General features: G+C 69.2%; 9 protein-coding genes, 1 pseudogene and 1 riboswitch. Of the genes and pseudogenes, 7 read left to right on the top strand and 3 right to left on the bottom strand.

The genetic code is table 11. The features are described from left to right. Entirely contained in the window at positions 1 to 1,935 is a 1,935-nt protein-coding gene (locus BW41_RS06290; RefSeq protein WP_037532577.1) for a TonB-dependent receptor plug domain-containing protein, read from the bottom strand. 127 nt (positions 1,936 to 2,062) lie between these two features. Beyond that, a riboswitch (cobalamin riboswitch) is annotated at positions 2,063 to 2,265 on the bottom strand. Between the two features lie 28 nt (positions 2,266 to 2,293). Between BW41_RS06290 and cobU the strand changes: the two genes are divergently transcribed. Further along, positions 2,294 to 2,839, top strand: a complete 546-nt coding sequence (cobU, locus tag BW41_RS06295; RefSeq protein ID WP_051583308.1) for a bifunctional adenosylcobinamide kinase/adenosylcobinamide-phosphate guanylyltransferase — start codon at positions 2,294 to 2,296, stop codon at positions 2,837 to 2,839. A gap of 110 nt (positions 2,840 to 2,949) precedes the next feature. Then, complete coding sequence (locus BW41_RS06300; protein ID WP_037532580.1) at positions 2,950 to 5,550, top strand: TonB-dependent receptor; 2,601 nt, start codon at positions 2,950 to 2,952, stop codon at positions 5,548 to 5,550. Here the strand turns inward: BW41_RS06300 and BW41_RS06305 are convergent. Then, on the bottom strand, positions 5,520 to 6,887 hold the full coding sequence (locus BW41_RS06305) for a sensor histidine kinase (protein ID WP_051583302.1): 1,368 nt from the start codon (positions 6,885 to 6,887) through the stop codon (positions 5,520 to 5,522). The genes BW41_RS06300 and BW41_RS06305 overlap by 31 nt on opposite strands. Continuing rightward, entirely contained in the window at positions 6,884 to 7,564 is a 681-nt protein-coding gene (locus BW41_RS06310) for a response regulator transcription factor (protein ID WP_037532582.1), read from the bottom strand. Before BW41_RS06310 ends, BW41_RS06305 begins: the two co-directional genes overlap by 4 nt. A 246-nt stretch (positions 7,565 to 7,810) precedes the next feature. On the opposite strand from BW41_RS06310, the gene BW41_RS06315 reads away from it, so the two are divergent. The 5 genes and pseudogenes from BW41_RS06315 to BW41_RS06335 all read left to right on the top strand — a co-directional run. Continuing rightward, positions 7,811 to 9,484: a PAS domain S-box protein gene (locus tag BW41_RS06315; RefSeq protein ID WP_268747109.1), complete on the top strand. Its 1,674-nt coding sequence runs from the start codon at positions 7,811 to 7,813 to the stop codon at positions 9,482 to 9,484. A gap of 11 nt (positions 9,485 to 9,495) precedes the next feature. Then, complete coding sequence (locus BW41_RS06320; protein ID WP_037532584.1) at positions 9,496 to 10,101, top strand: biliverdin-producing heme oxygenase; 606 nt, start codon at positions 9,496 to 9,498, stop codon at positions 10,099 to 10,101. Between the two features lie 96 nt (positions 10,102 to 10,197). After that, positions 10,198 to 11,109, top strand: a complete 912-nt coding sequence (locus BW41_RS20895) for a transporter (protein ID WP_037532586.1) — start codon at positions 10,198 to 10,200, stop codon at positions 11,107 to 11,109. Further along, positions 11,099 to 11,899: a metallophosphoesterase family protein gene (locus BW41_RS06330; protein WP_051583304.1), complete on the top strand. Its 801-nt coding sequence runs from the start codon at positions 11,099 to 11,101 to the stop codon at positions 11,897 to 11,899. Before BW41_RS20895 ends, BW41_RS06330 begins: the two co-directional genes overlap by 11 nt. Then, positions 11,899 to 12,401: pseudogene (locus tag BW41_RS06335) on the top strand (hypothetical protein); the annotation flags it as partial. The gene BW41_RS06330 and the pseudogene BW41_RS06335, both read left to right, overlap by 1 nt.

Genomic DNA, 12,401 nt, shown 5'->3' on the forward strand with positions numbered 1-12,401 from the left:
TCAATAGGTCAGGCGGATGCCGCCGAACGCGGCGCGGCCCGGCTGGCCATATTGGTAGATGGTCTGGTAGCGCACGTCGAACAGGTTCTCGATCCGGCCATAGACTTCGAGATGCGCGAACACCGGGAAGGCGGCGCGCACGTCGGTGAGGACATAGCCGTCGAGCCGCCGGGTGTTGGTGGCATTGTCGAAACTGTCGCCGACCGCGGTGATCGTCGCGCCGGTGGTCAGACCGAACGCCCAGCGATAGTCGGCGTTGACCGTGACGCTGTTGTCGGGCCGGCGGGCGAGCGCCCGGCCGAAATTGGCGGTGCCCGTCGAGCGGTTGGTCGCGTCGAGATAGGTATAGGCGGCGCTGAAGGTCAGCGCCTCGACCGGGCGCAGCGTCAGCGCGAACTCGACGCCCTGCGCCCGGCTGCGCGCGACATTGTCATAGGTCCCGAACGGCCGGTCGACGCAGATGCCGGTCAGCGGTTCGGCACAGGAGACGAAGTTGATCAGGTCGAAGGAGGTGCGCCGGAAATAGGTCGCGCTCGCCTCGATCGCGCCGTCGAGCGCCTTCTGCGTCACGCCCGCGTCCCAGCCGCGCGACCGTTCCGGCCGGAGCGCGGCATTCCCGTATTCGCTCTGCAGCTGGTACAGGGTCGGTGCCTTGAAGCCTTCCGAATAGCTGGCGCGGAAGGCGGTCTTGCCGTCGTTGGGCGACCAGACACCGCTGCCCGATACCGTCGTCGCGCCGCCGAAGATATTGTGATCGTCGTGGCGGATGCCGCCGGTCGCGGTCAGTCCGGCGATCGGCGTCACCGCCAGCTGGCCATAGACGCTGAAGATGCGCGCCCGGCCCACCGTCGGCGTGCCGCCATAGCTCGAGGTGGTGAAGCGCGACACCTCGCGCTCCGCGCCGAAGGTCGCGAACACCGCCTGGGTCAGGTCGACCGCACCCTGATATTCGATCCGGTCGTTGCGCCCCTTGCCGGCGAAGGTCTCGCGCGGATCGCCGTCGGGATCGTAATTGTGGCGGTTGCTGTCGGTATGCGCATAGCCGAGGCGGTTGCGGAAGCGGCCGTCGAACAAGGCGGCGTTAAGGCCACCATAGCCGGTCCAGCGCTCGCTCGTGCCATATTCGCGCGTGTCGCCGAAGCTGAACGTCGGCGGCGGGAAGCCGTCGATGTCGGTGCGGCCGTTCGAGTAGAAACCGCGCAGGTCGACCGAGACGTTCGGCGCGAGCGTGATGCCGAGGCTGCCGTTGGCGGCATAGTTGCGATAGCCGTCGCGCTCCGTGCCGGGCGCATAGGCCGAGATCCCGTCGGTGGTGTAATAGCCGCCGCCGAGGCTCGCCGCGACCGGCCCCATCTTGCCCGACACGTTGGCGAAGCCCTGGCCGGTCCCGTGCCAGCCGCCCTCGGCGCGCGCATTGACCGACAGCTGCTCGGTCGGCTGGCGGGTGATGAGGTTGACGACGCCGCCGATCGCCTGGCTGCCCCACAGCACCGACTGCGCGCCGCGCAGCACCTCGATCCGGGCGATGTTGCCGATCAGCAGCCCGCCGAAATCGAAGCCGCCGCCCGGCGACGACGGATCGTTGAGCTTGATGCCGTCGATCAGCGCCACGGTCTGGTCGCTCTCCGCACCGCGGATGTTGACCGAGGTGGCGGTGCCGACGCCGCCGTTGCGCACCACGGTGACGCCGGGGGTCTGGCGCAGCAGGTCGGAGACGACCACCGCCTGCCGCTGCGTGATCGTCGCGGTGTCGAGCACCGTCACCGCCTGGCCGACGGTATCGGCGGGGCGGGCGGCGCGATTGGCGGTGACGATGATGTCGTCGCCCGCGGCGGCGGCACGCGCGAGGTCGCCGGTCGCCTGCGCCGATTGGGCAAGGGCAGGCGGGGTTGCCGCGAGGCACGGCAACAGGATCAGGCAGGCATAGGTCTTCACGATGGTTTCCCCCCGTTCGCAACAACGGAGGCACGCGCCGCTCATCGCCGGAACCGGTCCGTCGCGCGCCCCCAACACCGTCGTCACGCGAGGAAACCCTCGATCGCCCGGAACACCCCGTCCGCACGAAGGACAACCGCGACAGGCAGGTCTCCTGGCTTCCGGGTCGTCACCCTGCCCGGCCTTCCCGGATCGCTCCGATCCAGTGGCACGCGGGGAGCAGGACTCGCCGGTCACAGTTGCGGGGACAGCCCCGGATGACGAGCGTCACGCTCGCTTCCGGGTTCCCTTTTCATCCCATCTCTGGGAACCTGTCGTGTCGGCGCCCCTAGGCCGATGCGGAGATGAAGGCAAGATGATCGCAGCCAAGACGCTGTTCCTCGGCGGTGCACGCTCGGGCAAGAGCCGGCTGGCGCAGGCCGCGGCGGAGCGGTCCGCCGGCCCGCTCCACTATCTCGCCACCGCCGAGGCGCATGACGACGAGATGGCAGAGCGGATCGCCCGCCACCGCGCCGATCGCGACGATCGCTGGCGGACGATCGACTGCCCGGTCGCGCTGCCGCAGGCGATCGCCGCCATCCACGAGGGCGCGATCCTGGTCGATTGCCTCACCTTGTGGCTGAGCAACGTCATGCTCGGCGGGCATGACCTCGCCGCGCAGGGCGAGGCGCTCTGCGCCGCGCTCGCCGCGACCCGCCGGCCGGTGTTCGTGGTCAGCAACGAGGTCGGGCTCGGCATCGTCCCCGACCACCCGCTCGGCCGCGCCTTCCGCGACGCCGCCGGGCGGCTGCACCAGCAGGTCGCGGCGGTGATGCACGACGTCTATTTCGTCGTCGCCGGCAGGGTGTTGCCGTTGCAGCCCTTCCCGCACGACACGGCAGCGCCCGGTGATCTCGCTAAATGAACGCAAGATGAAACTACCATTCTAACGGCGTCACCGAACGGTCACGGAGACTACGCAGGACAGCTCTAACGGCCCGGATCATCCAACAAACGAGATCAGGGGGACGTCGCATGTCCAAGGTTACCCACGCCCGTAGCTATCTGCTGACCGGGGCCGCATTGCTGGTGCTCGGCGGCACCGCACCCGCGCTGGCGCAGACGCAGTCGACCACCGCGGGCGATCCCGCCGCGGCGCCCAGCGTCGTCGCCGATCCCGATCCGGACACCGGCGGCGGCCAGTTGCAGGACATCGTCGTCACCGCGACGCGGCGCGAGACCAATTTGCAGAAGACGCCGATCTCGATCAGCGTGCTCACCACGCAGGGCCTGCAGGACCGCCACGTCCTCAGCCTGTTCAACCTCGCCGACGGCACCATTCCGTCGCTGCGCGTCGCGACCTTCGAAGCGCGCCAGTCGGCGCTGACCATCGGTATCCGCGGCATCGTCCCCTACGACCAGAACCAGACCGCCCGCGACGGCGGTGTCGGCGTCTATATCGATGGCGTCGCGCTGGGTAAGACGCAGGGCCTCAACGCGGCGCTGTTCGACATCGAGCGGATCGAGGTGCTGAAGGGCCCGCAGGGCACGCTGTTCGGCCGCAACACCGAAGGCGGCGCGCTGTCGCTCGTCTCTAAGGCGCCGACCGGCCAGTTCGGTGGCCGCGTCACCGGCGGCGTCGGCAATTACGGCAGCTACAATACCGACGCGCACCTCGACCTGCCGTCCTTCGCCAATATCGCGCTGAAGCTGGACGGCGTCATCCAGCATCAGGACCCGACCGTGAAGGATCCGCTCACCGGTTCGACCGGCTGGAACTATTACGATCGCAAGGGCGGCCGCATCGCCGCGCGCTGGAAGCCGGTCGACGGCCTCACCGCCGACTTCGCCTATGATTATGCGAAGGACGAGAACACGCCGCAGTACAGCCAGCTGATCAGCTACAATCCCAACAACTATACCGTCGGCGCGTACAACGGCCTGTCGCTGGTCCTGCCGGGCACGACCACCCCGTGCGGCGGCACCATTGCTGCGGGCAACACCAAGCCCGTCTGCATCGCGCCCAAGGCGCCGCTGGTCGGCGTCCACCCCGATCGCCAGACGGTCGCCGACGTCGGCGTGCCGCAGCAGCCCAGCGTCGACATCACGCACGGCGTCTCGTCAAACCTGCGCTACAGCGTCGCCCCGGCGGTCGAGCTGCGCTCGATCACCGCATGGCGCGGCGTCAGCACCGACCAGTGGGACAATTCGGGTGGTCCGGAGCGTCAGACGTTCACGCCGAGCTCGGCGTTCAGCCGCTACAGCCTGTCGTTCCTGCGCCAGCACCAGTTCAGCCAGGAATTGCAGGCGGTCGGCAGCGTGCCGCAGCTCGATTACGTCGTCGGTGCGTATTATTACACCGAACATGCGACCGAATATGCCGCGACGCCGCTCAGCAACCTGTGGAACACCAACGGCACGGCCTATACCATCCGCAGTCCGATCCCCGGCAATGCCAATGCGATCAGCAGCAGCAATTCGGGCTATCAGCAGTATGATCCGTCGTGCAACAACACGCTTGCGACGACGGTGCCGCAATTCGCCAACAGCTGCCAGTTCATCACCCGCGCCAGCCAGGCGAGCGATCACAATTACTCGCTGTTCGGCAATCTGACCTTCACGCCGGCGGCGCTCGACGACGTGCTGCACGTCACGCTCGGCGGTCGCTGGACCAAGGACAAGCGCCACGGCACGCTCTACGTCGTCAACAACCGTGCCGACCTGGCCACCCCGGGCACGGTGTCGCCGTTCGGGTTCCGCAACAGCATCAGCCGCTTCGACCCGATGGTCAACGTCGCGTTCGATGCGACGCCGGACGTCCACCTCTACGCCAAATATGCCACCGGCTTCCGCGCCGGCGGCGCCAACGACCGCTCGCTCGCGTTCAACGCCTTCGGTCCGGAAGCGGTCAAGTCGTATGAGATCGGCTCCAAGATGGACTTCTGGAACCACAAGGCGCGCCTGAACCTGGCGGGCTACATCATGAACCGGTCGGGCACGCAGTTCGACTTCGACTATTACGACACCAACGGCTCGAGCCCGACGCTGGGCACCCACATCGAACAGACGATCAACGCCGGCAAGAGCAAGATCCGCGGCATCGAGGCCGACCTGACCGTGGCACCAGTCGATGGCCTGACGCTGACCGGGTCCTACGCCTATACCTATTGGAAGGCACCGTCGGCGGTGAACCCTCTGACCCCCGGCGCGCCGGCGCAGCAGCTCTACATCGTCTACACGCCGCGCAACGCCGCGTCGGGTGCGATCGACTATAAGGTGCCGGTCGGCAACGGCGACGCCACCGTCCGCTTCCACCTCGACGGCAATTATGCGAGCAGCCAGTACAGCTTCCAGCTCGAACCGACCAAGACCGACGCCAGCTTCATCATGAACGGCCGTCTGTCGCTCGCCGATATCGCGGTGTCGGATCACAACAAGGTGACGTTCGCCTTCTGGGTGCGCAATCTGCTCGACACGACCTACATCTACCGGCGTTCGTCGGCCAATTCGTCGCCGGTGTACAATTACGGCGCCAACGGCCAGCTCGTCTCGACCAACTATGGCGGCATCCTCGGCGATTATGCCAACTTCAACCCGCCGCGCACCTACGGCCTCGAAGCGACCGTCCGCTTCTGATCGTCCGCATCGCGCGGAAAGGCGAGCCCGAGCACCAGCCCGGGCTCGCCATCCGCGAGGTGCAATTCGCCGCCGTGCAGCCGCATGATCGCGGCGATCAGCGGCAGGCCCAGGCCGTGGCCGGGCCGCTGGCGGCTCGCTTCGAGCCGCCCGAACCGCCGCAGCGCCAGCGCGCGCTGCTCCGCCGGTATCCCCGGCCCATCGTCGGCGATCCGCACCACGGCGCGATCGCCGACGATCGCGGTCCCCATCACGATCCGAGACCCGGCCGGCGTGTGCCGCAGCGCGTTTTCGACGCCGTTGATCAGCGCCTGTTCGATCAGCCGCGCATCACCGACGATCCACGCCGGGCGCGCGGTTTCGACGACCAGCCGATGCCCGCTCTCCTCCGCCACCGGCGCGAGCGTCTCGCCGATCTCGCCGATCAGCATCGTCAGGTCGGTGGCGGCGAAGCCGGCGGTGCGCCGTCCCGTCTCGATCTCCGCGATCCGCAGCATCGCCGCCACCATCGCGAGCAGCGAATCGCATTCGCCGATCGCCTGGTCGATCGCCACCGCCGTCTCCGGCGCGGCGCCCGCCGCGATCGTCGTCAGCCGGCTGCGCAGCCGCGCGAGCGGCGTCCGCAGGTCGTGCGCGACGTCGTTCGAGACGTTGCGCAGCCCCGCCATCAGCTCGGCGATGCGATCGAGCATCCGGTTGAACGCCTGCGCCTGCGAATCGAACTCGTCCTGCGCCCCCGTCACCGGCACCCGCCGCTGCATGTCGCCGGCGATGATCGCCTCCACCGTCCGCCGCGTCGCCGCAAAGCGCCGCGCGATCGTCCGGCCGAAGACGATCAGCCCGCCCAGCACGACGACGAGGATCAGCCCGTAGCCGAACAGATAGATGCGCAGCCTCACGCCGCCATAGCCGTCGAACGGTTCGGTTTCGGCGATGGTGGTCAGCGTCAGCCCGTCGCCGACCCGGCGGGTGAAGGCGCGCCCCGCGGTCAGCCCCTGGATCCGGTCGAGCCGCCGCACGTCGCTGTAGCCGGGCGAGAACCGCCGGGTCAGCGTGACGTTGCCGCCGAGCCGCCGCCCCGCCGCATCGGTCAGCTGGAAACCGATATCGCCGGTATCGCGCCGCCCGGCGAGCGCATCGATCCGCGCGAGCAGCACCGGTGCGCCGTCCCGCGCGCCGTCGGCGGCGACGAGCGCGCTGACGTTCTCGATCCGGCGATCGACCAGATCGGTGATCGTGCCGATCGTCAGCCGATAGGTCGCATAACCGGTCCCCGCCGTCGCGACGAGGAAGGCGGCGAGGAAGCCGACCGTCAGCGACCGCAGGCCGGGCTTCATCCGCGCAGCATATAGCCGATGCCGCGCAGCGTCTGGATCGGATCGTCGTCGCCGCCCTCGGTCAGCTTGCGGCGCAACCGGCGGATATGGACGTCGACCAGATTGGTGTCGGGCATGAAGTCATAGCCCCAGACTCGCTCGATCAGCATCGCGCGGGTCAGCACCGCATCGGCGTTGCGCACCAGCTCGATCAGCAGCTTGAGTTCGAGCTTGGCGAGGTCGATCGGCCGGCCGCGGCGCCATGCCCGGAACGTCGTCGGGCTGACGACGATATCGCCCGCCTGCAACGTGTCGGCGCTCGACGCGGTCCAGCCGCGCCCGCGCAGGATCGCGGTCAGCCGTGCCTGCAGTTCCGACGCCGCGACCGGCTTGACGACATAATCGTCGGCGCCCGCCTCCAGCCCCTCGACCTTGTCCTGCGACGCCGACAGCGCGGTGAGCATGATCACCGGCAGCGTCATCCCGCCGCTGCGCAGCGTCTGCAACACCGACATGCCGTCGAGCCGCGGCATCATCCGGTCGAGGATCACCGCATCGAACGCCGCCTCGTTCATCGCGGTCAGCGCCGCGCGGCCGTCGCCGGCGACCGTCACCGTATGGCCGATGCCGCGCAGTTCGTCGGCCAGCGCCGCGGCATAAGCGGCATCGTCTTCGACCAGAAGCAGTTGGAGCGTCATGCCGCGACTAAACGCTATTCCCGCATCGATCCGTCAAGCGCTTTCACCGGGACCGGCGGACGCCGCGGTGAACTGGATTCGCCGGCGTGGCGTGGCTAAGGCGGGTGCCTTCGAAGGAAAGGCCGAAAGATCAACGACCAACGCGCCATTTCCGCCTTTGGACCGCCCGATGCCTGGGCGGCGCTCGCCGCCGCCACGCATGCGATCCTGATCACCGACGCCCGTATCGAATCGCCCGGCCCGACGATCCTCTACGCCAATCCGGCGATGCAAGTGCTGAGCGGTTATGCCGACGACGAGCTGATCGGGGCGACGCCGCGGCTGCTGCAAGGCGCCGACACCGATCGCGCGGTGCTCGCCGAGATCCGCGCCGCGCTCGTCGCCGGGGCGAGCTTCAAGGGCGAAGGCGTCAATTATCGCAAGGACGGCAGCCGCTATGTCGTCGACTGGACGATCGACCCGATCCGCGACGCCGCCGGCACGATCACCGCCTGGCTGTCGGTGCAGCGCGACGTCACCGCGCAGCGGGCCGAAGCCTTGCGCGCGGCGGACCATGCGACGCGGCTCGATGCGATCTTCGCTTATGCCTCGGTCGGCCTGTCGGTGATCGGGTCCGACGGCGCCTTCCTGAGCGTCAATCAGGAACTGTGCCGGATCCTCGGCCGCAGCGAAACCGATCTGCTCGGCTGCACCGTAGTCGACGTCACCCATCCGGACGATCTGCCGGCCTCACGCCGCGCGCTCGCCCATGCGATCACCGCACGGCAACCCGCGGTGCTCGACAAACGCTATGTCCGCCCGAACGGTGAGCTGATCTGGGCGAACAGCACCGTCACGCCGATGGCGGACGTCCACGACCGGCCCGGTCATCTGCTCGTCGTCACCGTCGATCTCACCCAGCGGCTGTCGATCGAACGGGCCTTGCAGGAGAGCGAGACGCGCTTCCGCCAGTTCGGCGATGCCTCGTCCAACGCATTGTGGGTGCGGGAGGCGACGACGCTGCGGCTCGAATATGCCAGTGCCGCCTTCGCCCCGCTCTACGGCCTGCCGCCGGGCGGCGAGGAGGCCCCGCCCTGGTCGACGTTGGTCGTCGCCGAGGATCGCGCGGTCGCATTCGAGGCGATCCGCCGCGCGACGGCGGGCGAGCAGCGCACCTGCACCTATCGCATCCGCCGCCCCGACGGCGAGTTGCGCTGGATCCACGACACCGTCTTCGCGCTGAGCAGCGGCGGCGAGCTGGTCGAGCGGATCGGCGGGATCAGCGTCGACGTCACCGATGCGATCACCAATTCGGAACGGCTCGAGATGCTCGTCGCCGAATTGCAGCATCGCACGCGCAACCTGATCAACCTCGTCCGCTCGATCGCCGATCGCACCGCGCGGTCGAGCCGCGACCTGCCCGATTTTCGCGCGCGCTTCATCGACCGGCTCGATGCGCTGGCGCGTGTCCAGAAACTGCTGTCGCGGCTGCAGGATGTCGACCGGGTGTGTTTCGACGAACTGCTGCGCGGCGAATTGTCGGTGATCGCCGGCGTCTCCGACCGGATCGTGCTCGACGGTCCCGCCGGCATCCGGCTGCGCTCGTCATCGGTGCAGATGGTCGCGATGGCGCTGCACGAGCTCGCCACCAATGCGGTCAAATATGGCGCGCTCGGCCAGCCGCAGGCGCATCTCACCGTGCGCTGGTCGCTCGTCACCGCTGCCGACGGCGCGCCGCGCCTGTCGATCGTCTGGCGCGAGTCGGCGGTGGTGATGCCCGCCGACCCTTCCGCCACCGCGCAGGGCAGCGGCCAGGGCCGCGACCTGATCGAACGCGCCCTGCCCTATCAGCTCGACGCCGAGACCCGCTTCGTGCTTGAGACGGACGGACTGTTGTGCACGATCGAGCTGCCCGTCTCGACGACGCCCCCCTCTTCCTGACGGAGACGATGATGACCGAACCCGCCCCCGGCCGCGCCAGGCGGCTCAAGGCGCTGACCGAGGCGACGCACCAGTGGCTCGATACCACCGTATCGGGGGTCGGCAGCTTCGCGACGCGCGCGGCCTATGCGCGCTTCGCCACGATGCAGTGGCTGTTCCATCGCGACATCGACGCGCTCTATACCGATCCGGCGGTACAGGCCTGGCTGCCCGGTCTCGCCGAGCGACGCCACCTGCCTGCGCTGCGTCAGGACCTCGCCGACCTCGACAGCGCGCTGCCCGACGGCGCGGCGCCGCTCTTCCCCGCGGCAGGGACCGTCGATCCCGCCACCGCGCTCGGCTGGCTCTATGTCGCGGAAGGATCGCGGATGGGGGCGGCGCTGCTGCGCAAGGCGGCGGCGCGGCTCGGCCTGTCCGATACGTTCGGCGCGCGCCATCTCGCCCCGGCGGCGGCGGGGCCCGCCGCCTATTGGCGCGCCTTCACCGCCGCGCTCGACGCGGTGCCGCTCGACGCGGCGGGCGAGGCGCGCGTCGTCGCCGGGGCGGAGGCGGCCTTCGCGCGGGTCCAGGCGCTCGCCGACGCGATGCTGCGCCGAGCGGAGACGCAGATCGGCTAATATCCTCCGGAACAACGCAAATTATCGATTAACCATAACCGATTCATGATACGTCTCCCGGACAGGGAGATCGATATGAGGCAGCGGGCGATACGCTTGGGCTCCGCCATCGCCGCACTCGCGGCGAGCCAGGCGGCAGCGGCACAGGACGGACGGGCGGGCGTCACGGCGCAGCCGATCCGCTTCGACGTCGCCGCGCCTCTGTCCCCGTCGAGCGGCACCTCGACCGTGTCGCCGAGCAGCGTGCCGCAGGCGATGGAGCGGATGCGCGCCGACGACACCACCGCCGACCTCTCGCTCGGCACGATCTACGCGCAGGGCAAGTTCGGCACCGGCTCGACCACCTCGATCTGGAGTTCGGCGCTCGGCGCGCGGCTGCGGGTCGGCGACTGGACGCTGTCCGCCTCGCTGCCGTGGATGCGCATCCGCAGCCGCTCGACGATCTTCACCGGGATCGATTCGACACCGATCCTCGTCGCCCCCGATACCGCGCCGGTCCGCCGCACCAACCAGGGCTTCGGCGATCTGACGCTCGGCGCGAGCTATACGATCATCTCCGATTCGACCCCGCTCGAGGTGCAGCTCTCCGGCCGCGCCAAGATCAACACCGCGACCGCGAGCAGCCGCCTGTCGAGCGGCGAGAATGATTATGCCGCCGGCGTCGACGTCTCCTATCCGATCGGCAAGGTGACGCCGTTTGCGGCGTTCAGCTATCGCTTCCTCGGCGATACCGCGCTCTACCGGCTGCGCGACGGACCGGCGGCCTCGGCGGGCGCCTCCTATGCGCTCGACAGCAACAGCTTCCTGCTCGCCTCCTATCATTATTCGCGCGCCGCGACGCGGCTGGTCGACGATGCGCACGAGCTGTTCGCCGGCGCCTCGACGCGGCTGCGCGGCACGCCGCTGCGCGCCACCGGCTTCGCCACCGTCGGCCTGTCGCGCGGCGCGGCGGCGGCCTCGGCCGGCCTGTCGCTGTCGCTCGATCTACGGAGGCGCGATGCCCGCTGACCCCGGCCCCGACGGCGATGATGTGACCCGGGTCTATGCGATCGGCGACGTCCACGGCCGCTACGACCTGTTCCGCCGGCTGATGAACATCATCGAGCGCGACCAGGCGAGCCGCACGGCGGTGCCGACGCGGATGATCCTGCTCGGCGACATCGTCGACCGCGGTCCCGATTCGGCGAAGATGGTGCGCGGCTGCATGAACCTTACTGCCGCAACCGATCGTTTCATCGTCCTCAAGGGCAATCACGAGGAGATGATGGCGGATGCGCTCGGTGGCAGCCTGTACGCCTATCGCCAGTGGCTCAAGTTCGGCGGGCGCGAGACCTTGCTGAGCTGGGGCGTCGAGGATGCGGTGCTCGACGGCCCGCCGACGATGGACAAGCTGCGCACCGCCGCCGCGACCGTCGGCGAGGAGGCGATCCAGTGGCTCGCGCGCCTGCCGCTCTATCATCGCCACGGCGCCTATCTGTTCGTCCATGCCGGCATCCGCCCCGGCGTGTCGCTGCGCCGCCAGAAGGCGGAGGACATGCTGTGGATCACCGACGACTTCCTCGATTCGGATCGCCCGCACGGCATGATTGTCGTCCACGGCCATACCGTGTCGGAACATCGTCCGGTGGTGCGCAACAACCGGATCGGCATCGATACCGGCGCCTATCGCACCAACCAGCTGACCGCGATCGGCATCGAGGGAGACGAGCGCTGGATGCTGCACACGACGCTGCTGCCCGAACTGATGCTCCCCGCGGAGGATGCCACCGACGCCCCGCCGCTGGCGCAGCACGGCTGATGTCATCCGGCTTCAACGACAAGCGGCTCGACGCGAGCATCGACGCGATCCTCGGTCTCGGCCGCGACGGGTCCCGCCCGGCGCCGCCCGCCGAAGAGGCGGATCTGCCGACCTTGCAGCGGATCAAGACGTCGCGCCGCGCCTCGACCTCGGTGGCGGTGTCGCTCGGCATCGCGGCGACCGCGGGGGTCGGCTTCGTCGTCGGTCATCACGGCAGCAGCGATGCGCCGACGCCGCCGCACCGCGTCATCGACGTGCCGGCGACCCCCGCGGCCGAACCGGAATCGCCCGCGACGACGGCGGTCGATACGGTCGCGGCGCGCGCCCGCCGACCCCGCCGCCCGCACGCCGCCGCCACCGATGCGGCGATTCCGATCATCCCGGCGACGCCGCTGCTCGCCGAGGCGCTGGCCGCGGCCGTGCGCGGGGACGATCCGCCCGCGCCGATCGCCACCGCCGCCGCCGCGCCCTCGCCTGCGCCTTCACCCGCGTCCGCACCGAC

Source organism: Sphingomonas sp. RIT328 (assembly GCF_000632225.1).
Classification (GTDB): domain Bacteria; phylum Pseudomonadota; class Alphaproteobacteria; order Sphingomonadales; family Sphingomonadaceae; genus Sphingomonas; species Sphingomonas kyungheensis.